Here is a 21,302-nt window from a genome sequence, read left to right on the forward strand (position 1 = left end):
GGCCGTGAGCGACGCCGAGCGGGACGGGCGCACCGCGGTCGTGGTCCGCGTGGACGGCACGCCGGAAGCGGTGATCGTCCTCGGCGACACCGTGCGCTCCGGTTCCTACCGCGCCGTCGACCACCTCAAGCGCCTCGGCCTGCGACCCGTCCTCGCGACGGGTGACAGCGAGGGCGCGGCGTGCGCCGTCGCCGCGGAGCTCGGCATCACCGAGGTCCACGCGCGGGCCACGCCCGAGGAGAAGGCGGAGCTCGTACGGGAGCTGCGCGCGCAGGGCCGCCGGGTAGCGGTCATCGGCGACGGCGTCAACGACACGGCCGCTCTGGCCGGCGCGGACCTCGGCATCGCGATGGGCGGCGGCACGGACGCGGCCATCGGCGCCGCGGACGTCACGCTGGTCCGCGAGGACATGGGTGCCCTGGCGGACGCCGTCCGGCTGGCCCGGCGCACGTCGGCGACGGTGCGCGCCAACCTCGCCTGGGCGTTCGGCTACAACCTCGTCACGCTGCCGCTGGCGGCCGTGGGGCTGCTGAGCCCGATGGTCGCGGCCGCGGCGATGTCCGTCAGCTCGGTGCTGGTCGTCGCGAACAGCCTGCGGCTGCGGGGCTGGCAGCCGGTGCCGTCGCGGGCGTCGGCGGGACGGCGTCCGCACGGCAGGTCTGCACCTTCTGCACCTTCTGCACTTCCTACATCCTCTGCATTTCCTGCATCTTCTGTTTCCACCGGCCGACGCTCCGGCGCCGCCGCCCCGGCCCCGCGAGGTGACGCGTGAACTTCTCCGGACTGACCGCCGCCGGGCGCGCCGCGCTCGTCCCCGTCCTGGCGTGCGCCGTGACCCTCGGCGGCCTCGGCGCCTGGACCGCCTCGGGCGCGGCGGGCCGGCCCCCGGCCGTCACGGTCGAGGACGCGCGCGTGCTGCTGCCGTTCGGCCGGGACGACACGGCCGCGTTCTTCCGCGTACGGAACGACGGCGACGTGGACGACGAGCTCGTCGGCGTCGACGCTCCGACGGCCGGCGGCGCGATGCTCAGCCGCACCGTGGTCAGGAAGGGCGCGGGCACCATGCAGATGGTGCGGTCGGTGACGGTGCCGGCCGGCGGCACGCTGGAGATGTCCCCGCACGGCCTGGACGTCATGGTCTCGGCCCCGCCGCGGCTGAGGCTCGGCGACCGGCTGCCCGTCGTCCTGAAGTTCCGTGGGGCGGGTGCGGTGCGGGTGGAGGCGGAGGTCGTCAGGCCGGGGAACTGACGGGTCTCGAAGGCTCACCGAAAGGGGCCGGGAGGCCGGGCGTGAAGCCCGGCCTCCCGGCCCCTACTCGCTTGGTGCTTGGTGCTTGGTGCTTGGTGCTTCGTGTGTGGCTACGCCGCGACCGGTATGCGCACGGCGTCCCGCTCGGCCGTCTCCAGCTGGCAGATCAGCGCCTCGCGGGCCCGCGCCACGCGCGACCTCACCGTACCGATGGGACAGCCGGCGACGACGGCCGCCTCCGCGTACGGCAGGCCGAGCATCTGCGTCAGCACGAACGCCTCGCGGCGCTCGTAGGGCAGGCGGTCCAGGAGCTGCGACAGCGCCACGCCCTCGTCGAAGCCGGGCAGCTGGGCCGTCTGGGCGCGCTCGGCGGCCGACTGCCAGTCGTCCGTGTCGGACAGGCGGGGACGGGCGGCGTTGAAGCGCAGCCGGTCGACGACCGTGCGCCGGGCGATGGACAGCAGCCACGTACGGGCGGAGGAGCGGCCCTCGAAGCGCTCCAGCGAGCGCAGGGCCCGCAGGTACGTCTCCTGGACGAGGTCGTCGGCGCCTTGCGGGTCGTTGCTGAGGCGGGCGACGTAGCGGCGTACGTCGCTCTGCGTCGCGCGGATGAAGCGCTCGATGGCGTCGGCGTCACCGCTGCGGGCGGCGAGCGCCCAGGTGGTCACGGCTTCGTCGTCACGCACGGCGGCCTCCCACGCGGGAGGGGACGCGGGGGGCGAGGGGGGACCGGGGGGTGATGCACCGGGCAAAAGCGGCACCGGGGACGATGGCAGGGTGCAGCACTGCAGTGAATTCCGTACCGCCATATCCGCCAGCGTCGACGGCGAGGACCTGCCGCCGGGCGTGACCGGCGCGGCCCTCGACGCGCATGTGCGCGGATGCGCCGAGTGCCACGCGTGGGGCGAGCGGGCGCGCCGGCTGAGAGTGCTCGCGGCGGGGCTCGGCATGGACTGAGGGAACGGTCGAACAAGTCGAATAGGGGGCCGGCTCGGCAGCCGGGGTCGCGGGGACGGCGTGCCGGCGTGGCACGACCCGCGTACGGGCAGGGGTCATCGCCCTGTGTCCTTCCTGGAATCCGGGCAGCCCGAGGAGCGGGCGGGCCCGGTGACGTGGTTCGGCGCGGAAGGTCGCCGTCAGCCGAAGGCGACGGCGACGCGGGCCGGTGGACCACGTGTGGCGAGGACGTGCGCGTACAGCAGCTGCCGCAGGCGCTGCGCGGCGCGGCTCCGGTCGGCGCGGATGCGCGGCGGGCCGGAGGGGGCCGCCCCCGTGCGGAAGAGGACGAGGAACGGGGTGAAGAGGCTGCCGCGCAGGGTACGGGCGAGCCGGAAGGCCGCCTGTTCGCCGCCGGCGAGCCACATGCCGCAGATGACGGCGACGAGGACGTGCGCGGTCCACATGCCGAGCGCGCCGTGGCCGCCGTGCATGGACATGGAGTGGCCGGCCATGTCGCCCATGGAGCTCATGTCCATGGAACCGGTGGAGCCCATGGACATGCCGTCCATGGACATGCCGTCCATGGGCATGGGCATGGAGTGCCCGGCGGGCATATCCATCGACGCCGGCATCGGCATTGGCATCGGCATGCCGGGGTCCAGCCCCAGGCGGGCGGCCCGTGCCGCGTTCACGACGACGTTCTGGGCGAGGCCGAAGAAGAAGTGGAGCCCGGTCTGGGCGCCGACCGTGGCGAGCGTGATCAGCAGCGGGCCGCGCTCGCGTCCCGCCAGGAACCACGCCCCGCTGCCCGTACCGCACAGCGCGACGGCGACGGCCCACCAGGGGACGGTCGTCCCGGACATGACCGCGTGGCCCAGGGCAGCGAGCAGCACACAGACCGCTGCGAACACGGCGGCTCGCAGCGCTCGCGGTCCCTGTTCCGGCTGCGGCCCTGCTCTCATGACGACCACATCGTTGCACCTGCGCCGCGCGACGCGACGGCGGGGTACGCGGAGACGCCCGTACGACCCCCCGCTCGGGCGCACGGGCCCGCCCCGTACCGTCCGCCCGGCGGTACGAGGCGGTGGGTCGCCGGCTCGGGGGAAGGACCGACGGCCCGGGTCCCGTCGCTCCATTGGGACTCGCAGGAACGAGTCAAGCGCGCGGCGGGCGGGTGCGGGAACGTGTGTGCGGGGGCGATCGCGGGTGCGCGGCTCACACCCCGTGTGAACGATCAGCGTCCGGTGCGCGGCTTGCGGGTGGGAGTGGCACGGCTAATGCTGCCCCTCTCACTGCCCCCCTTTCACTGCCCCCTCTTACTGCCCCCTCTTACTGCCCCTTCTTGCTTCCCCTCTTACTGCCGCTCTTGCTGCTGCCGCCGCCGCTGCGCTCCGGCAGCCAGGCGGCGGTGCCCTTCTCGCCGAAGCGGGTGCCTATCGCGCCCTTGATGACGGAGAGGGCGGCAGGCAGGGAGGCGATGGCCGCGGCCTTGAGCGCGGAGACGTCGGTGAGGTCGAACCCGTCGGCGAGGAGGAGACCGAGGAAGGTGGTGATGTAGGCGGCTGCGGTGCGCTCGAGGATGTCGAGCAGAACTTTGGGCATGGCTGTTTCTTCGTCTCTTCCGTTCGTGTCCGATGGGTAAGGGAAGCGTCGTGGCGGAACGGCGCACACCGCAAGCCCCGTAAGGCTCGAAAGGGCTCGGAAGGGCTGGGATGGGCTGGGGTGGGCCGGGCTGGGCCGGGAGAGACTCGGAAGGACTTGGAGGGCGGAGGATCCCCGTGGTCGATGCGATCGATGCGATCAATGTGGTCAATGCGGCCAACGCGGTCAACGCGGTCAATGCGGTCAATCCCTGGCTGGCGATGGCGGGCGGCGAGGACCCGGGCGAGCGGAGCCGTACGGTCCGCGGGGCGCACGAGGAGTTCGTGACCGGGGGGAGGGTGAGTCCGCGGGTCCGGGCGGTGGTCGCGGATTCGTGGCGGCGGTCGGCGGCGGCGCTGCCCGCGGCGGACTTCCTCGCACCGGTCGAGCTGGCCGACGCGGAGCTGGAGGAGTACCGCGGGGCGCATCCGCTGGCGTTCGTGATGCCGCTCTTCAGGGAGCTGCTGGGCACGATCGCGGACGACGGGGCGCACCTGCTGGCGGTCTGCGACGCGTCGGGCTGGATGCTGTGGGTCGAGGGGCACCGGGGGGTACGGAGCCGGGCCGAGGCCATGAACTTCGTCGCCGGTGCCCGCTGGGACGAGCGGCACGCCGGTACGAACGCGCCCGGTACGGCGCTCGCGCTGGACCACGCCGTGCAGATCTTCGCCACCGAGCACTACAACCGCGCGGTCCAGCCATGGACGTGCGCGGCCGCGCCGGTGCACGACCCGCGGACCGGCCGGCTGCTGGGCGCGGTGGACCTGACGGGCGGTGACCACCTGGCGGCGCCGCACAGCCTGGCGCTGGTGCGGGCGACGGCCCTGGCGGCGGAGGCGAGGCTGGCGGAGCGGGACCGCGGGCCGGGAGGGGTCCGTGCCCACGAGCTGACGGCCCTGGGCCAGGACGAAGCGATGCTGACGACACCGGACGGCCGCCGCATGCACCTGGGAAGACGGCACAGCGAGATCCTGGTCCTGCTGGCCGGACACCCCGAGGGGCTGACGGGAGACCGGCTCGCGGCGGAGCTGTACGGGGACCGCCCGGTGCCGCCGGTGACGCTACGGGCCGAGCTGTCGCGCCTGCGACGCCTGGTGGGACCGCTGCTGGCCTCCCGCCCGTACCGGCTGTGCGGGCCGGTCGAGACGGATGTCGCCCGGGTGGAGCGCGACCTGGAGGCGGGTGACGTACGTGGCGCCCTGCGCGCGTACGGCGGCCCGCTGCTGCCCTCCTCGGAGGCGCCGGGGGTGTGCCGGGCGCGGCGGCTGGCCGAGGGGCGGCTGCGGCGGGCGGTGCTGAGCGGCGGGGACGCGTGGGCGCTGCAGCTGTGGGCGGACAGCCGGTGGGGCGAGGAGGACCTGGAGGTGTGGGAGAGGCTGCTGGCGGCACTGCCGGCGAGCGCGCCGCAGCGGGCGGGGGTGGCGGCGGAGGCGAGGAGGTTACGGGGGACGTATGCGCAGGGCCTGCGCAAGGGCGGGGCAACGTTGGCGCAACGTCGGCGGCACTAGCGTCCGGTCGCTGCCCTCCCTGCCGGGACCGGCAGCGAACCGGAACCCCGGAATCCCGAGAACGGGAAGGGAAGGGCCCCTCATGCCTCGCTACGCGAACCCCGGCTCCCCGGACGCGGTGGTCTCGTACCGCCCGCGGTACGACCACTGGATCGGAGGCGAGTACGTACCGCCGAAGCAGGGCGGCTACTTCGAGAACCCGACGCCGGTGACGGGCATGCCGTTCACCGAGATCGCCCGCGGCACGGCGGAGGACGTCGAACGCGCGCTGGACGCGGCGCACGCGGCGGCACCGGCGTGGGCCCGCACGTCCCCGGCCGAGCGGGCGGCCGTGCTGAACCGCATAGCGGACCGCATGGAGCAGCACCTGGAGATGCTGGCCGTCGCGGAGTCGTGGGAGAACGGCAAGCCGGTCCGCGAGACCCTGGCCGCGGACATCCCGCTGGCGATCGACCACTTCCGCTACTTCGCGGGCGCGATCCGCGCCCAAGAGGGCAGCCTCTCGGAAATCGACGAGGACACGGTCGCGTACCACTTCCACGAGCCGCTGGGCGTGGTGGCCCAGATCATCCCGTGGAACTTCCCGATCCTGATGGCGGCGTGGAAACTGGCCCCGGCCCTGGCAACGGGCAACGCGGTCGTCCTCAAGCCGGCCGAGCAGACCCCGGCCTCGATCCACATCTGGCTCGACCTGGTGGCGGACCTGATCCCCCCGGGCGTGGTGAACGTCGTCAACGGCTTCGGCGTGGAGGCGGGCAAGCCGCTCGCGGCCAGCCCGCGCGTAGCCAAGATCTCCTTCACCGGGGAGACGACCACGGGCCGCCTGATCATGCAGTACGCGTCGGAGAACCTGAAGCCGGTCACCCTCGAACTCGGCGGCAAGAGCCCGAACATCTTCTTCGACGACGTCTCCGCAGCGGACGACGACTTCCTCGACAAGGCGCTGGAAGGCTTCACCATGTTCGCCCTGAACCAGGGCGAAGTCTGCACGTGCCCGTCGCGAGCCCTGATCCAACAGGGCCACTACGCAACGTTCATGGAAGCAGCAACGGCCCGCACCGAACAGATCGTCCCGGGCCACCCTCTGGACACCGCCACGATGATCGGCGCCCAGGCCTCCAACGACCAACTCGAAAAGATCCTCTCCTACCTGGACATCGGCCGCCAGGAAGGCGCCCGCACCCTCACCGGCGGCCATCGCGCCGACCTCGGCGGCGAACTGGCCGGCGGCTACTACGTCCAGCCCACCATCCTCGAAGGCCGCAACGACATGCGCGTCTTCCAGGAGGAAATCTTCGGCCCGGTCGTAGCGGTAACCCCCTTCACCGAATTCGACGACGCCATTACCCTCGCCAACGACACCCTCTACGGCCTCGGCGCCGGCGTCTGGACCCGCAACGGCACCACGGCCTACCGAGCCGGCCGAGCCATCCAAGCCGGCCGAGTCTGGACCAACTGCTACCACGCCTACCCGGCCCACGCAGCCTTCGGCGGCTACAAGCAGTCGGGCATAGGCAGGGAAACCCACAAAATGATGCTGACCCACTACCAGCAGACCAAAAACCTCCTGGTCAGCTACTCCCCGAAGAAGCTGGGCTTCTTCTGAGTATGTGGGAAAGGGGCCTCCGACCTGCTGAAAGCACGGGTCGGGGGCCCTCCCCGCTCGCCCCTTGGTCCTCCGCGTCACCGCGGGCCAGGCGGGCGACGCACCAGCCTTCGAGGCCGTCATGACAGGCATCCGTGTTCCGCGAAGCGGTCCGGGAAGACCGAGGACCCGGCCGGATGCCGTCCTGGCTGACCGCGCCTATTCGTCCCGCGCGATCCGAGAGCATCTCCGCCAGCGCGGGATCCGTGCCGCAGTGGCGCGGCCTGGCCATGCGGACGGACAAGCTCGCCATCGCCTACCAGGCCGCACTCCACCTCGCTGCCATCGTCATCCGGACCCGGCACTGAGCGGCGGAGAACCTAACCGGAGGTGCTGGGCAGCCAGCCGGTAGCGCCCATCACTTCGCGCGCTATGTCGACGACGGAACGTCCGTCGGTCGCCACTCGCACCGTGTCCAGGGGCGTCTGCTCATCCAGAATCCGTGCCTTACGGGCGCTGCTCCTCAGCTCGTGCTCCAGCTCAGAGCCCAGTTCCCGACCGGTCAGCCGCTCACGGGCGGTGGCATCGGAGGCGGTGAGCACTACCCGTATGATCCTGACATTCGCGCCCATGGCGCGCTGGAACATGCCCTCGTTCTCGGCCAGAACGCTCACGGTGTGCGTATAGATCAAGCGGCGGTACCCCAGCTCGGCGTAGTTCGACCAGAGCGCCGTCAGATTGCGCTCTGCGATCGCCTTGCGGCGGGGGTCCCCCTCCGGAGCAGGATGTGCCTGCCCCATGAAGTCACCTTCGATTACACAGTGAGCAACCATCGCGGCGCGCAGACGCGCTGAGACCTCCCACCCCACCGTCGTCTTGCCGACGCCAGCGCGCCCTCCGATGAGCAATACCTCTGCTTGATCCATAACTGCACCCTGTCACCGAATAGCCGAACAGCGCGAACCAAATGTGCGCGGATCAGGGAGACAGGCCCTGGCTGCCCTGCCAGCCCCTCATCGCGCCCGGGCCCCTGACGGTTACGTCCGCGCGGACCTCGAAACGTCGAACAACCACGCACGCCGGTGGACCATCGCAGCGGGTGAGAGGCGCGCCGCCCCAAGGTCGAGCACCCGGCCGAGTTGCTTCGGGAACTTACAGCGACGTGCTCCCGGTGCGGGTGTAGGCGGCCGAGGACACGATGTAGGTGAAGCCGGCGAGTGCGCTCAGGAGGGTGAAGGGGCCGCCGAGTTCGTCGCGGGCCAGTTCGTAGGCGACGCCGCACACGAGCGCGGCGACGAGGACGTTCGCTGTCATCGCGCCCGCCCGGAGGTTGATGAGCCGGCGGCGTTCGTCCTCTTCGTGTCCGCTGAGCTGTGCGGCGACGTCGCTGCGGGATGCGGCGAAGGTGACGAAGAGTCCGTAGCCGATGCTGATGGCCGGCAGGAGGACGGCCATCATGATGTCTCCGCGCACCGCCATGACCCCCGCCATCGCCGCGCCCGCGACCACGGTCAGGGCGAGCACGGCCCACCGCATGGGCGTGCGACCGGTGCTAGGCGTCGTCGACATGGAAGATCTCCTCAACGGCGAGCCCGAAGTGCCGGGCTATTCGTATGGCCAGTGGCAGCGACGGGTCGTAGCGGCCCTGTTCGATGGCGTTCACCGTCTGCCGGGAGACTCCGAGCGCCGTGCCCAGTGCTTGCTGGGACAGCCCTTGGAGGCCACGCAGCCGGCGGACCTCGTTTCGCATGAATGGAAAGTAAGCTTTACATTCTGCGGTGTCAACAGTCGGCCGGGATCCCGCGCTGCGGGACGGGGCAGGGTGGCCGCATGGTCGCCGTGGCCATCGGCTGGGCGCCGGGCCCGGCGCCCAGCCGATGTGGTGGGTGTTACCAGCTACCGCCCCAGACGGCTCGGGTTCCCACGGGGCAGGTCAGGCGGAAGTCCCACTGGCCCGAGAAGGTTTCCGGGAAGAAGTGGCGGCCGTCCGTGCAGTCCACGTACACGTGGTACGAGGTGCCGTTGCACGTCATGAAGAAGTTGCGGCCCCCGTCGGTGCGGCCGTTCCAGCAGTTGGCGGCCAGTTCACGCTCGGTGGAGCTCGAGGCGCGCTGAACCGGGGTGTTCGCCGAGATCGGCGCCAGGCCGGCGGTGCTGGTCTTGCTCTGACCGTCGGTGCTGGTCGCCTGGGCTTCGGCGGTGTTGGGAACCGGGTCGGCGCCGGCCGGTGCGGCGAAGCCGGCGATCGCGGCGACGGCGATCGATGCGGCTACTGCGGCGTTCCTCAGGAACGTCACGTTCTCCTCCGAGTGGTGGATGTTGCGGTAGGTACAGGATCTTTCCCGACCTTTCGGTGACATCGTGACTGATTGCCGCTTCTGAGGGGAGTTGGGATCGGTTGGGGGGCGTGCGGGAAGAAACGTCACCAACAGGGCTTGTTTGTCCGGATGGTTGTGGTGCGCTCCTGCGAACGTGTGGTCAGCAGCCGTGTGTTGTTCCTCCTGGGGAGGTACAACAGGCCACGGCCTCGACCGCGCATACGAAAGGGCCTCCGGCTCCACTCAAGCCGGAGGCCCCTCCTGCCGCTCAGGCAGGTCTTCCGCGCGTCAGCCGTCGTTGCCCGGGAGGGCCATCAGGGACTTCTGGCGGCGTTCGGGCTCGGTGCCCTTCTTCTCCGAGACGTAACCCGACGAGAGGAAGAGGGACTTGCCGTGGGCTACCGGGTAGGGATCGGAGCCTATCCAGGCCTTGGTGGGGGTGGGGCGGTAGGTGCGGACGGTCTTACGGGATCCCGTCGCCGGGTCGAAGCGGACCAGGGTGGACGGGTCGTGGATGTTGCCCGCCGAGTAGGCCAGGATGTCGTCGGTGTCCGACGTCGCCACCAGGTGGTACGTCTGCAGGTAGCCCGTCGCGCGCTGGTCCCACAGGCGCTTTCCGGTGGTCAGGGACCAGGCGGTCAGCTGGTTGTTGTCCTCGGAGTCCTTGTCGCCGTCGTCACCGTCGCCGTCCGACGCCATCACCAGCTTGTCGCCCGCGATCCGGACGTCCGTGGCCGGGGCGCTGCCGTCGCCGCGGGTGAGGCCGTAGCGGCGCTTGGGCGCGCCTTCGAGGCGGGTGCGGAGCTTGCCGGCATCGTCGAGGACGCTCACGCGCATGCGGCCCTCGGAGGGCTGCTCGGGGTCGTCGACGACGATCGGGGACGTCGCGAGGACCTGTCCCTGCCCGCCGTATTCGCCGAGGCGGTACTTCCACTTCGCGTGGCCGGTGGCCGGGTCGACCGCGGCGAGGTACGCGCCCGGGTCCTTGCTGCCGAGGAGGCAGTGCTGGATGCGCACGAGCTGCTTGCCGCCCGTGTAACCGTCGCCCCGGCAGGTGTCCTTGGCGTCGTCGTCCTCGTACAGGCCCTTGTCGTCGTCCTTCCACAGCTGCTTGCCGTCGCTCACCCGGTACGCGGTGGTGACGTGGTCGTCCGCGGAGACCACCACGACGTCGCCGCTGCGGGCGATCCGGGGGCCGCCGGAGGGAGCCCAGTTGTCGGAGCCGGTGGAGTGCTCCCACAGCATCTTGCCCGACGTCAGGTCGACGGCGTAGAAGGTGTGGCACGCCGCCCCGGAGCCGCGGGCGAGGACCGCGATGCCCGCCGTGGAGTCCGCCGACGCCTGGCACAGGACGCTGCCCGAACCGGGGGTGGGGGCCTCCCACCGCTGTTTGCCGGTCTTCGGGTCCAGGCCTACGAGGCGCTCCGGCAGACCCTTGACCACGGTCTTTTCGGTGAACCACACGCCACGGATCATCCTGGGGTGATCGAGCCCCGACCTGGTGTACGGGAGGCTCCACGACACCGTCGCCCGGCTTCCGCCCGAGCCGCCCTTGCCGGATCCGTCCCGCGTTCCGTCACCCGGCAGCAGCATCCAGACGCCCGCGCCCAGCGCGACGACGAGGACCAGTCCTACGGCCACTGCGAGGGCTATCAGTCCCTTCCGCGGCGGCGCCTTCGGTATGCCAGGTACGCCGGGTACGCGTACGCCAGGTACGCCGGGCATACCGGGTGCACCGGGTACTCCAGGGGCGCCCGGTGCGTACATGGGCGGCGGGACCGGGCCCGTTCCGTAGGGAGGTGCCGCCGCTGCGTAGGGAGGTGCCGCTCCGTACGCCGGTGCCGCTCCGTATCCGGGTGCTGCTCCGTACGTCGGCCCCGTTCCGTACGCCGGTGCTGCTCCGTACTGCTGCGGCGGCGCTGCCTGGACCGGTACCGGTCCCTGGCCCGGCGCCTGCGCCTGCGCCTGCGGCATCGGCGGTCGCGTCGCGTCCGGCGGCGCGATGACGAAGTCGTCCTCGCCGTTCTCGTTCAAGGGCTCGCCCATTCGGCCTCGAATCTCCTTCTCTCCCTCGTAAGGGACCAGTCATACCAAGTCGGATTCCCCGGCGGCCCGCCGGGCGGGGTGCGGGCGCCGGGTGCGGGGTGAGGTGTGCGGGGTGAGGCGGTGTCAGGTACGGCCGTGGCGGACCCGGTTACGGCCCCGGTTACGACGCGTTCCTGCGCATCGGTGCGAGCAGCGTCAGGTGGGCGCCGGAGCGGACACCCGCGCGGACACCCGCGCGGACGCCCGAGCGGGTGCCGGAGCGGCCGTCGCGGCGGCCGTTGGTGGTGCGGTAGAGGTCGACGGGGCCGGCGGGACGCCAGTGTTCGCCGAGGCGCTTGGCGGTGTACATCGCCTCGTCCGCGCCCCGGAGCAGGTCCGGGAGGGCGGCGCCGGGCCGGTGGCTGGTGCGGCAGATGCCTATGGAGGCACGCGGGGAGAGGGTGACGCTGCTGGTCTCCAGCGGCGCCGAGAGACGTGCGGAGAGGCTGTACGTCAGCTCGGAGTCCAGGTCGGCTTCCGGCGCGAGGCGCACCACGGCGGTGAACTCGTCGCCGCCCAGCCGCGCCGCGAATCCGCCCCGCTCCCGGCACCAGGCGGACAGGCGCCGCCCGACCGCCGCGATGACCTGGTCGCCGACGTCGTGCCCGTGCGTGTCGTTGATCTGCTTGAACCCGTTGAGGTCGAGCAGCAGGACGGCGGCGTGCGGCCGCTTCACCGCCCGCTGCGCCCGGTTGGTGAACTCCTCGCGGCGCATGAGGCCGGTGAGCGGGTCGGTGCGGGCGGTGCGCAGGCGGCGGCCGAGGAAGAGGGCGTGGGCGGCCCATCCGAGGGTGGGGGCGGCGATCGGTAAGGCCTGGAGCACGAGGTTCATCGGACACCTTCCGGAACAGAGAGGTGGCCCGTCGCTTCCCTCGCCGTGGGCGACGTGAGTGCGTGTCGAGACGCGAGTACGCCGTCGCGGTGGGGCGCGAGCGGGCCGGTGGGTGGATCCGGTCATGCTGGAGATCCCCCGTTTCCCCGGGCCCCGCCCGTGGCTCTGTCCGTGGCCCCGCCCATGGCTCTCTCCGTGGCCCCGCCCGTGGCTCTGTCCGCGGGCCCGCCCGTGGCCTCACCCACTCCGCACACCCCTGGCAGACGGGAGCCGATCGGGGCAGGCTGTGCACTCCGACGGAAACCCGATGGAAACCCTACGGACAAGGGAGATCAACGGTGAGTCCGCAAAGGACCGGCCGCCCCGACGGCCGCCCCGAAGCCCCCCTCTCGCGCGTCGCCCTCACCCCCGCCGCAGCCCGCCTCGTGCGCCTGTTGCGCGAGCGGCACGGCCCCCTGATGTTCCACCAGTCCGGCGGCTGCTGCGACGGCAGTTCGCCGATGTGCTACCCGGAGGGCGAGTTCCGTACGGGCGGCTCGGACGTCCTGCTCGCCGAGCTGGCGGTGGAGGGCGTCGCGGAACCGGTCGGCTTCTGGATGTCCGCCGACCAGTTCGAGCGCTGGCGTCACACCCACCTCACCGTGGACGTGGTGCCCGGCCGCGGCAGCGGCTTCTCCCTCGAAGCTCCGGAAGGGCAGCGCTTCCTGCTGCGGTCACGGCTCCTGACGGACCATGAGGCTCAGCAGCTCGGCTGACGGAACCCCGTACGGCACGCACGCCTGCACCGACGCCTACGCCTACCCCCATACCGACGCCCGCCCACGCCCACGCCTACGCCTACGCCTACGCCTACGACGCCGCCTACGACGCCGCGTCCACCAGCGACAGCGTGTGCAGCCGCTCCGGCGGGCCCGGCCGCGCGTAGTACCACCCCTGCGCGGTATCGCACCCCAGCACCCTCAGGTGCTCCGCCTGCGTGCCCGTCTCCACCCCTTCGACCGTCACCGACAGGTCGAGGGTGTGGGCGAGCGAGACGATCCCCTCGACGATCTTCACATCGACGGGGTCGGCCGGCGCACGCTGCATGCCCCGGGTGAAGGAACGGTCCAGCTTCAGCGTGCTGACGGGGAGCCTGCGCAGGTAGGAGAGGTTGGAGTAGCCGGTGCCGAAGTCGTCCAAGGCGATGTCCACGCCCAGGTCGGCGAGCTGGCGCAGCGGCCGCAGCTCCTCCTCGTCGGCGCCGATGAGGGCGTTCTCGGTGACCTCCAGGCACAGGGCCGACGGGTCCAGGCCGGAGCTGTCGAGGACGGCCACCGTGTCGGCGACGAGGGAGGGGTGGCGCAGCTGCGAGGGCGAGAGGTTAACGTTGACCCGCATCGGCACCTCGCACGTGCCCTCGGCCCGCCAGGCGCGCGCCTGCCGTGCGGCTTCCTGCAGCACCCAGCGCCCCAGGGGCACGATCAGGCCGGTGCTCTCGGCGAGCGGGATGAACTGGTCCGGTCCCAGCACGCCGTGGACGGGGTGCAGCCAGCGCACGAGCGCCTCCGCGCCCCGCACCGTGCCGTCGTGGAGCCGGACGAGCGGCTGGTACTCGATGAAGAACTCGCCGTTGTCGAGCGCCGCCGGCAGGCAGTTGGTCAGGTCGTGCCGGGCGATGGCGCGGGCGTCGGAGTCCGCGTCGGCGAGCTCGTAGCGGTTCCCGCCCGCGGCCTTCGCGCGGTACATGGTGATGTCGGCGCTGCGCAGCACCTCCGCGGCGCCGCTCGCGCCGGACGCGCCGTCCACGATGCCGATGCTGGCCCGCACGGAGAGGTCCCGGCCGTCCAGGCGTACGGGCTCGGCGAGCGCGGACAGCATCCGGCGGGCGAGGGCGGTCGCGTCCTCCTGCGCGGTGGGGCCGGTCAGCAGGGCCACGAACTCGTCGCCGCCGAGGCGGGCGACGAGCTCCGCGGGCTCCTCGGCGCACGAGCGCAGCCGCTCGGCCACGGCGACGAGCAGCCGGTCGCCCACGGCGTGGCCCAGGCTGTCGTTGACGGCCTTGAAGCCGTCGAGGTCGAGGTAGCAGACGCCGAAGCGGTCCCCGCCGGGGGCCAGGGCCCGGTCGAGCCGCTCGAAGAACAGCGTGCGGTTGGGCAGGCCGGTGAGGGCGTCGTGCGTGGCCTCGTAGCGCAGCTGCTCGTGCAGCAGGCGGCGCTCGGTGATGTCCTCCAGGAGCGCGAGCTGGTACTGGGGGCGGCCGTGGGCGTCGCGCAGCAGGGCTACGGACAGGTCGGTCCACAGCACGCTGCCGTCGCCGCGGTAGTACGCCTTCTCGACGCGGTAGTAGTCGCGCTCGCCGCGGACGAGCTCGCTGTAGAGGCCCCAGACGTCGGGCGAGTCGTCGGGGTGGACCATCTCGCCGACGTTCCGGCCGGTGACCTCGGCTGCGTTGGTGCCGAACATACGGCTCAGCGCGTCGTTGACGTCCATGATGCGGCCGTCCACGTCCGCTATCCCGACGCCGATCGCGGCGCCCTCGAACACGGCGCGGAACCGCTCCTCGCTGGTGTGCAGCGCGCGCTCCGTCTCGGCCTGCGCGGCGAGGGCGGCGCGCGAGAGGGCCTCCTGCTCGGCGAGGGTCCGCTCGCGCAGGGCGCGGGCGAAGCCGGCGGCGACGGTGTGCTGCAGGCGCGAGCAGCGGGCGCGGCTCTCCTCGCCCGTCAGGTTCCGGTCCGGCGGGCAGTACAGGACGAGGTACGAGTCGACCGCGCCCAGGATCAGCGACAGGGCGTCCGGGTCGGTGCAGTGCGCCCGGACGAGCGCCACGCCGACCTCGGCCGCGGGCTCGGGGTCGAAGGGCTGCGAGCGGAGCGCCGTACGGAGGATGGCGGCGAGCGGGACGAGGTAGTCCTCGAACTCGGCGCGGGTCATGGAGGTCGCCGTGGCAGGGTAGACGGCCCGGCTCCAGACGGCGGCGAAGCGGCGGAGGGCGTCCTGCCCGGAGGGCAGGAGCCCAGAGGGCAGGGACCCAGAGGGCAGGAGCCCGTTGGGTGCCTGGCCGGGCACCGGCGTGGTGGGCATGGGCACCTGACCGGTCACCGGCGTGCCGGGCGTTCGACCGGTCACGGGGACGGAGCGCGTCCGGCCGGGGCCCGGGTCTCCCCCGCCCGGCCCTCGTACGTCACGGTCCATCTGGGCGTGGGCATTGCGTGCCCGCGAACCGTCCGGACCACCTGCGCCGTCCGCCCCGGGCGCGCCTTCCGGCATCACGCCCGGCTCGCGGTCACCGTCCCGGCCACCGCCGGTCTGCGCCCCGTCCCGGTCCCCGTCCCAGTCCCCGTCCCAGTCCCCGTCCCGGTCACCGTCCCGGTCACCGGTCCCGTCGCCGTCCCGCCCGCAACGGCCCGCCACTCTGCCCGCGGCCGCCGTGTCCAGTGGCGACAACGCCCCGCTCCCGATACCCACCCCGACCTCGGTTCCGCTTCCGCTTTCGATTCCGTTTCTGATTCCGCTTGCGCCCTCGGTCCCGGCCTCGCTCCCCCTGCGAGGCCTTGTGACTTCTGCCCCGGCAGGGCCACCGGTAACCGGCCCCGCCGTTCCGTCTCCGGATCCGCTCGGCTTCTCGCCGCGCGGCTTTCGGGTCATGGCTTGCGCCCCACTCCCGCGAAGCCGACATACATGGCCGGGTCGTCGTCCGCTCCGCCGGCGCTCTCCACCGGGTCGGGCCGCCAGTCCGGCATGGCCACGAGCCCCGGCTCGACCATCTCGAAGCCGTCGAAGAAGCGCGCCACTTCCGGGCGCGAGCGCATCAGCAGCGGCGAGCCCACGTTGCGGTAGACGCCCGACACTCCCCGCCCCTCCTCCGGCTTGATCGGACCGGTTTCGGTCGTCGCATGCGTGAGGACGAGCAGGCTCCCCGGCGCCAGCGCGTCGCGCAGCTCGGCCACCGCCGCCCACGGGTCGTCCTGGTCCTCCACGAAGTGGAGGACGGCCACGAGCAGCAGTGCGACCGGCCGGTCCAGGTCGAGGAGCCTGCCGACCTCGTCACTGGTCAGGATGTCATGGGGCTTGCGGAAGTCCGCGGGCAGGACGGCGGAGCGCGGGTCGCCCTCCAGGACGGCCCGGCCGTGCGCGACGGCGACGGGGTCGTGGTCGACGTAGACGACGTGCGAACGCGGGTCCGCCGCCTGGGCTATCTCGTGGACGTTGCCGAAGGTCGGGATGCCCGAGCCGATGTCGAGGAACTGGGTGACGCCCTCGCCGACGGCGTGGCGCACGGCGCGCCGCATGAAGGCCCGGTTCGCCTGCATGATCTTCGGCAGCCCGGGAAAGGCCTCCATGGCCCGCCGGCCGGCCTCCCGGTCGACCTCGAAGTTGTGCGAGCCGCCCAGGTAGTAGTCGTAGATCCGGGACACGCTCGGCACGGACAGGTCGATGCCCTGGGGGGCCCAGGTGGGACGCTCCATCAGTCTCTTGCTCCAGCTCGTCTCGGGGACATGTGAGCAGAGGCTACTGATCGTTCGTTCGAATGGAAGCAGCAAGCGGAAATCAGCGATCCGCATTCAGCTTTCATTCACCCTCGTCCGCACGGCGTCGATCATGCCAATAGCCGATCATGCCAACAAATGACCCGGAGGGGAAATATGTCCGGATGCCGTCCCGGGAGTGCTCCGGCGCGGGCCGCCCCGCAGCGCTCCCGGGAGGGCCCGCCCGGACGCCGCGTCAGCCCCGCGGCTCCCGCCACATCGGCCACATCCGCGGCCCGCCATCCGGCAGGTCGATGGGCGTACCGGTGAGGGCGAAGCCGAGGCGCTCGTAGAGGCCCCTGCTCCGGGCGTTGCTCGCCTCCAGGTAGGCGGGCATACCCTCCTCGTCGCACCGGTCGAGGACGGTCGTCAGAAGCGCCCTGCCCCGGCCCTCGCCGCGCCGGCCGGGAGCGGCGACGATGGTCGGCAGGTAGTAGTGCGCGCGGTCGCCGGGGTGGGCGGCCTCCGTCAGCTCGGCGACGATCCGGGCGCGGTCGTTCTCGGGATCCGCCATCGCCAGCAGCTCGGTCATCTCCTCGTCACCCCCGGCGTCCCCATCATCCTCGCGCCCCTCAACATCACCGGCATCAACATCACCGGCACCGGCATCGGCACCGGCATCACCAGCACCGTCCACCACCTGCACCGGTATCCACAGCGCCGCCGCCGACAGGTCGTCCGTCACGTCGACCCACCCGTCGCGCAGCGCCGCGTCCAGGAACACCCCGAAGAACCCGGGGTGGACGGCGCGGCGGTGCGCCTCGTCGGGAAAGACCCAGCCGCTGACGGGGTCCTCCATGAAGGACTCCCCCAGCAGCAGGCTGATCGCGTCCCGTTCCTCCGGCCGGGCCCGCCGGATCTCCGGCACGACGGAGTCGATGGAGGGGGAAGGGATGGAGGGGGAGTTGGTGGAGGGGGAAGTGGTGCCGGAGGCGGCGGCAGCGGCTCTCTGATGCACAGTCATGGTTCCTTCCGTACGGTGTACGACGCACACGTCTGTCCGCGCCCGATCGTACGGAGGTGACCGCTCCGCCCGTCAGCGGATCCCCAGCTCCCGCAGCACCCGCCGCTGCCGCTCCTCCGGCCGAACGGGGAAATAGAGGTAGCAGACGCCGCCGGAGCCGCTCCTGACCTGCCCCTGGGCGTTGTAGCGCTTGGTCCTGAGCCAGATGTTCTCGAACTGACGGCGCTTGTAGACCCGCCGGACCGCCGCGTTCGACGGGCTCGCCGGGTCGTTGGCGACCACGTCGCCCTGCCGGGTGAATCCGACGACGCACATCAGGTGGCCGGCCGTGCCGTAGCCCGCCCCGTCGAGTTCGGAGGCGAGGAAGGACTGGGAGGTAATGACGGGGATCCGGGCGCGGATCAGCTTCTCGACGTCGCCGAGCGAGCGCAGCCGGGTGACCACTGCCTGCACGTCGCGGTACGTGGCCGCGTAGGCCGCGTTGAAGGGCCAGTTGCCGCACCCCTTGTACTGGTAGTCGAAGGTGAAGCGGGCGGCGTGGCAGACCTGGGGGTCGGCGTAGTCGGGGTCCACCCACGCGAGCTCCTCGGCGGTGGGCACCCGGCCCCAGTGCGCGAGGACCATCTGCGAGGAGGTCGGGCTGCACCAGGCCTCCCCGCCGTTGTCGTACTCCGGGTACTGCCCCTTGTGGATCTCCTGCGAGTAGCGCGGCACGCGCAGTTCGCGCCCCGCGCCGCTCCCCGGCACGGAGGCCGGCACGGTGAAGCGGTCGGGGACGTCCGAGCCCATCGCGCCGATCCGCCACACGGTGGGCGTGAGGCGGCTGCCGGCCCTGCGGTAGAGGGTCAGGCGCAGTTCGTACGAGGCGATGCGCAGGCCCGAGGCCGGGTCGTCGACGGCGAGGGTGTCGGTGGAGACCTTGCTGCGGCCGTCGCCCTGGCCGTCGACGGACGTACGGCGGATGTCGCCGGGGCCGTCGCCGGCCGTCCAGCGGCCCATGACGTACCAGGGGGTCCGGGTGCGGTCGGTGTAGGTGCCGCGCACCTCCGTCTGGATCCAGGTGCCGGCGGGCGCATCGGCGTTCCAGGAGGCGATGACCTCGCTCGCGGGGGCGGGAGGGGTACGGACCGGCGCGGTCCAGGTGGCGTACTCCCACGGGGCCTTGGTGCCGGTGTGCGGGTCGGTGTACTCCAGCGTGCCCGCCGGCCGGTCGAGGACCAGGCCGTCGCGCCGCCCGGTACGGATGCGGGTGCCGTCGGCGGTGCCGTGCCGCCAGTCGTCGGCGGAGGACCAGGCGTAGTAGTCGACGGCGGCGCTCCCGGAGACGGAGGAAGAGGAGGGGGACGCGGAACCGGATGAGCCGGACGGGCCGGATGAGCCGGACGGGCCGGATCCGGGTGGCCCCGAGGACGTCCCGGACGAGGCCTGCGAGGAGGCCGCCGAGGACGCGGCCGGGAGGGAGGCGGCCGCCGCGGCGCCCAGGGCGGCGGCGAGCACGGTACGGCGCGGGGTGGGTCTGCTGGGCGTACTGCTGGACATGGCGCTGGTCCCCCAGTCTTCTACGGGATACGGATGGTGGTGAGGAGGGAGCTACGGAGGGAGGGGTGGAAGGTTGTGCGGGCGTACTGCGGGCGAGGCGCACGCACGGGCTCCGCGCGCCGGTGCGCCAGTGATTCCCCGTCACGACGCCCCTGATACCGGCAGGACGGGGGAAGGACCGCCACGGCCGTCAATCCCCCGGCCACCCACCCCCACCATCGGGTGATCCGCCTGGCCCTCCCCCTAGGCTGGCCCGGTGAATGCTCCGCTCCGCAACGGCCCGGCCTCCTTCGACGACCTCGCCCCCTGGCTGCTGGCGCAGCCCCCGTCCCTCGGCCCCGTGCGCCTGGTGGCCGTCGACGGGCACGCGGGGTCCGGGAAGACCACCTTCAGCGGGCGGCTTGCGGCGGCGCTCGGCGGCGCACCCGTCCTGCATCTGGATGATCTCGCGACGCACGAGGAGCTGTTCGAGTGGACCGGGCGGCTGCGCGAGCAGGTGCTCGATCCCCTCGGCCGCGGAGAGACGGCCCGCTTCCGCGCCTACGACTGGGTGACCCGCCGGTTCGCCCCGCCGGAGCGGGAGATCGGGCCGGAGCCGGTGGTGCTGGTGGAGGGCGTCGGCGCGGGGCGCCGCGCGCTGCGGCCCCACCTCGCGTGTCTGCTGTGGATGGAGTTGCCGCATGAGCACTCCTGGGAAAGGGGTCAACTCCGTGACGGCGCAGAGCTGTCCGATTTCTGGGACGGCTGGATGCGGGCGGAGCGCGGGCATTTCGCCGCCGACCCGACGCGCCCGTACGCAGAACTGCTGATTCTTCAGCGCGGAGGGGGGTACGAGGTGCTGCCGGGACCGCACAAAACGACCACAACACCGCGCGGACGAACCTGACCGTCACACTCCGTGAGCGGCGCCGGGCGGTCCGCCGGGTCTCGCGGTCCGATCCCCGCCGACTGCGCCAACTCCGCTTGACCGACGGGGCGTACAGGACTTACGTTCTCATTGTGCGGCCGGTCGAGGCCGCCGGCGGACGCGAAGCCCCCGGTTGTTCCCCCGTGATCGGGGGCTTCGTACCACTCACTATTCTCCTTTTGGGCACTTTGCCCCGCCGACCCCCTCACCCTGGGTGACCATCTTCCGGAGCGGTCCGCCGATTGCCGGGGATCGCTTTTCCGCCGTGAAGGGCAGTGCGGCACCCTTCGGCCCGGGCCAACGGCGCAGGTACGATGCGACTCGGTGCCCCTATCGGCGGGTGCACCGGCACACACTGGTCAACTCCCGTCCACAGCACAGCGGTTCGGCAAGGCGCGCCTGGCACTCGCCGGGCAGCACGCTACGGGGGCACGGTTTGTGGGGGACGTGATGGATTTCGGCATGCAGGGCCCACCCGCCCCGGCCGATCTCGCCTGGCTGCGCGCCGTCGACGCCTACACCATGGGCGCGTACGCACAGGCCGAGGAGGAGTTCCGGGCGGCGGTCCGGGTGGACCCCGGCATGGCCGACGCATGGCTGGGCCTGCACGCGCTGCGTGCCGACACCACCACCGCGCTGCTGCGCATGTACCGCCACCGGGACCGGTTCGGCGAGCAGCGCACGCGCCACCGGCGCACCCTCAATTCCTGGTACTGGCTGGGCTGGTGGGTCCAGCCGGTGCTGGAGACCGGCCGGGACCTGCTGCTCGCGCACGCCTCGCACTGGCTGGACGGGCGGCACGTCCCCGAGCTGGACCGGGCCCTGGCCGGCTGCCCGCCCGTCGAGACCGACCCCCAGGCCCGCTTCCTGCACGCCTGCCGCGCCTACCTCGTCAAGGACTGGGAGCAGCTCGTCCGGCACACCGAGCCGCTGCTGGACGATCCCCTGCTCGGCATCGAGGCCGGGCTGTTCGGCGGCATGGCGCGGGTGCGGCTGGAGATGTACGGGCAGGCCGAGCCGCTGCTGGCCTCGGCGCTGATGCGCTGCCGCAGCGAGCAGCCCCAGCGCAAGGAGCTGCGCTACTGGCTCGCGCGCGCCCACGAGGGCACCGGCCGCAGCGCCGCAGCGCTCCCCCTGTACCGGGCCGTGCACCGCGTCGACCCGTCCTTCATGGACACCTCGGCCCGGCTCACCGCCATCGCCGACGGCGACGGCCTCGACGACGGCCTGG

The 21,302-nt window shown here is 72.2% G+C and carries 21 protein-coding genes and 1 pseudogene; 9 read left to right on the forward strand and 13 right to left on the reverse strand.

The features are described 5' to 3' along the window. Both V7793_RS15750 and V7793_RS15755 read left to right on the forward strand, forming a co-directional pair. The coding region (locus V7793_RS15750; RefSeq protein WP_336006872.1) for an HAD-IC family P-type ATPase at nucleotides 1–772 on the forward strand (772 nt) is incomplete at its 5' end. Continuing rightward, nucleotides 769–1,248, forward strand: coding sequence for a copper chaperone PCu(A)C (locus V7793_RS15755; RefSeq protein WP_336006873.1), 480 nt, complete (start codon nucleotides 769–771; stop codon nucleotides 1,246–1,248). The genes V7793_RS15750 and V7793_RS15755, both read left to right, overlap by 4 nt. Before the next feature lie 110 nt (nucleotides 1,249–1,358). Here the strand turns inward: V7793_RS15755 and V7793_RS15760 are convergent, their stop codons facing one another. Next, nucleotides 1,359–1,934: a sigma-70 family RNA polymerase sigma factor gene (locus tag V7793_RS15760; RefSeq protein WP_336006874.1), complete on the reverse strand. Its 576-nt coding sequence runs from the start codon at nucleotides 1,932–1,934 to the stop codon at nucleotides 1,359–1,361. 91 nt (nucleotides 1,935–2,025) lie between these two features. Here V7793_RS15760 and V7793_RS15765 point away from each other — a divergent pair, with 91 nt between their 5' ends. Further along, a complete protein-coding gene (locus V7793_RS15765; protein ID WP_179079969.1) occupies nucleotides 2,026–2,205 on the forward strand; it encodes a zf-HC2 domain-containing protein in 180 nt (59 codons plus the stop codon). Nucleotides 2,206–2,384: 179 nt separating this feature from the next. Here V7793_RS15765 and V7793_RS15770 read toward each other — a convergent pair whose 3' ends face one another. Both V7793_RS15770 and V7793_RS15775 read right to left on the reverse strand, forming a co-directional pair. Then, entirely contained in the window at nucleotides 2,385–3,098 is a 714-nt protein-coding gene (locus V7793_RS15770) for a hypothetical protein (protein ID WP_336006875.1), read from the reverse strand. A gap of 418 nt (nucleotides 3,099–3,516) precedes the next feature. Then, complete coding sequence (locus V7793_RS15775; protein ID WP_336006876.1) at nucleotides 3,517–3,789, reverse strand: holin; 273 nt, start codon at nucleotides 3,787–3,789, stop codon at nucleotides 3,517–3,519. Nucleotides 3,790–4,049: 260 nt separating this feature from the next. Between V7793_RS15775 and V7793_RS15780 the strand changes: the two genes are divergently transcribed. The 3 genes and pseudogenes from V7793_RS15780 to V7793_RS15790 all read left to right on the forward strand — a co-directional run. Beyond that, nucleotides 4,050–5,336 (forward strand): GAF domain-containing protein, encoded by a 1,287-nt coding sequence (locus V7793_RS15780; protein ID WP_336006896.1) that lies wholly within the window; start codon nucleotides 4,050–4,052, stop codon nucleotides 5,334–5,336. Nucleotides 5,337–5,418: 82 nt separating this feature from the next. After that, the gene (gene exaC, locus V7793_RS15785; RefSeq protein WP_336006877.1) at nucleotides 5,419–6,942 is read left to right on the forward strand and encodes an acetaldehyde dehydrogenase ExaC; all 1,524 of its coding nucleotides are present in this window, start codon (nucleotides 5,419–5,421) and stop codon (nucleotides 6,940–6,942) included. A gap of 58 nt (nucleotides 6,943–7,000) precedes the next feature. Continuing rightward, a pseudogene (locus tag V7793_RS15790) lies at nucleotides 7,001–7,289 on the forward strand (transposase); the annotation flags it as partial. Nucleotides 7,290–7,301: 12 nt separating this feature from the next. Here V7793_RS15790 and V7793_RS15795 read toward each other — a convergent pair. The 6 genes from V7793_RS15795 to V7793_RS15820 all read right to left on the reverse strand — a co-directional run bounded on the left by V7793_RS15795 (nucleotide 7,302) and on the right by V7793_RS15820 (nucleotide 12,156). Then, nucleotides 7,302–7,847 (reverse strand): AAA family ATPase, encoded by a 546-nt coding sequence (locus V7793_RS15795; RefSeq protein ID WP_336006878.1) that lies wholly within the window; start codon nucleotides 7,845–7,847, stop codon nucleotides 7,302–7,304. 226 nt (nucleotides 7,848–8,073) lie between these two features. Next, nucleotides 8,074–8,490 (reverse strand): hypothetical protein, encoded by a 417-nt coding sequence (locus V7793_RS15800; RefSeq protein WP_336006879.1) that lies wholly within the window; start codon nucleotides 8,488–8,490, stop codon nucleotides 8,074–8,076. Continuing rightward, complete coding sequence (locus tag V7793_RS15805; RefSeq protein WP_336006881.1) at nucleotides 8,474–8,671, reverse strand: helix-turn-helix transcriptional regulator; 198 nt, start codon at nucleotides 8,669–8,671, stop codon at nucleotides 8,474–8,476. Before V7793_RS15805 ends, V7793_RS15800 begins: the two co-directional genes overlap by 17 nt. A gap of 139 nt (nucleotides 8,672–8,810) precedes the next feature. Further along, nucleotides 8,811–9,218, reverse strand: a complete 408-nt coding sequence (locus V7793_RS15810; protein ID WP_336006882.1) for a hypothetical protein — start codon at nucleotides 9,216–9,218, stop codon at nucleotides 8,811–8,813. A gap of 309 nt (nucleotides 9,219–9,527) precedes the next feature. Beyond that, nucleotides 9,528–11,285, reverse strand: coding sequence for an outer membrane protein assembly factor BamB family protein (locus tag V7793_RS15815; protein WP_336006884.1), 1,758 nt, complete (start codon nucleotides 11,283–11,285; stop codon nucleotides 9,528–9,530). Nucleotides 11,286–11,445: 160 nt separating this feature from the next. After that, the gene (locus V7793_RS15820; RefSeq protein WP_336006886.1) at nucleotides 11,446–12,156 is read right to left on the reverse strand and encodes a GGDEF domain-containing protein; all 711 of its coding nucleotides are present in this window, start codon (nucleotides 12,154–12,156) and stop codon (nucleotides 11,446–11,448) included. Between the two features lie 338 nt (nucleotides 12,157–12,494). Here V7793_RS15820 and V7793_RS15825 point away from each other — a divergent pair, with 338 nt between their 5' ends. Continuing rightward, nucleotides 12,495–12,911 carry a DUF779 domain-containing protein gene (locus V7793_RS15825; RefSeq protein ID WP_336006888.1) on the forward strand — a complete coding sequence of 139 codons (417 nt, stop codon included), beginning with the start codon at nucleotides 12,495–12,497 and terminating at the stop codon, nucleotides 12,909–12,911. 106 nt (nucleotides 12,912–13,017) lie between these two features. On the opposite strand, the gene V7793_RS15830 is transcribed toward V7793_RS15825, so the two are convergent. The 4 genes from V7793_RS15830 to V7793_RS15845 form a co-directional block, all read right to left on the reverse strand. Continuing rightward, nucleotides 13,018–15,216: a putative bifunctional diguanylate cyclase/phosphodiesterase gene (locus tag V7793_RS15830; RefSeq protein ID WP_336006898.1), complete on the reverse strand. Its 2,199-nt coding sequence runs from the start codon at nucleotides 15,214–15,216 to the stop codon at nucleotides 13,018–13,020. 560 nt (nucleotides 15,217–15,776) lie between these two features. Further along, entirely contained in the window at nucleotides 15,777–16,601 is an 825-nt protein-coding gene (locus V7793_RS15835) for an SAM-dependent methyltransferase (protein WP_336006890.1), read from the reverse strand. Between the two features lie 256 nt (nucleotides 16,602–16,857). Continuing rightward, nucleotides 16,858–17,625 carry a GNAT family N-acetyltransferase gene (locus tag V7793_RS15840; RefSeq protein ID WP_336006892.1) on the reverse strand — a complete coding sequence of 256 codons (768 nt, stop codon included), beginning with the start codon at nucleotides 17,623–17,625 and terminating at the stop codon, nucleotides 16,858–16,860. Between the two features lie 72 nt (nucleotides 17,626–17,697). Next, complete coding sequence (locus tag V7793_RS15845; protein ID WP_336006894.1) at nucleotides 17,698–19,164, reverse strand: peptidase C39 family protein; 1,467 nt, start codon at nucleotides 19,162–19,164, stop codon at nucleotides 17,698–17,700. Nucleotides 19,165–19,420: 256 nt separating this feature from the next. Between V7793_RS15845 and V7793_RS15850 the strand changes: the two genes are divergently transcribed. Together V7793_RS15850 and V7793_RS15855 are read left to right on the forward strand one after the other, a co-directional pair. Further along, nucleotides 19,421–20,050, forward strand: coding sequence for a uridine kinase family protein (locus V7793_RS15850; RefSeq protein ID WP_443057917.1), 630 nt, complete (start codon nucleotides 19,421–19,423; stop codon nucleotides 20,048–20,050). Between the two features lie 471 nt (nucleotides 20,051–20,521). After that, the coding region (locus V7793_RS15855; RefSeq protein WP_443057918.1) for a tetratricopeptide repeat protein at nucleotides 20,522–21,302 on the forward strand (781 nt) is incomplete at its 3' end.

The sequence above is a fragment of the Streptomyces sp. KLMMK genome (assembly GCF_036961605.1).
GTDB lineage: Bacteria > Actinomycetota > Actinomycetes > Streptomycetales > Streptomycetaceae > Streptomyces > Streptomyces telluris.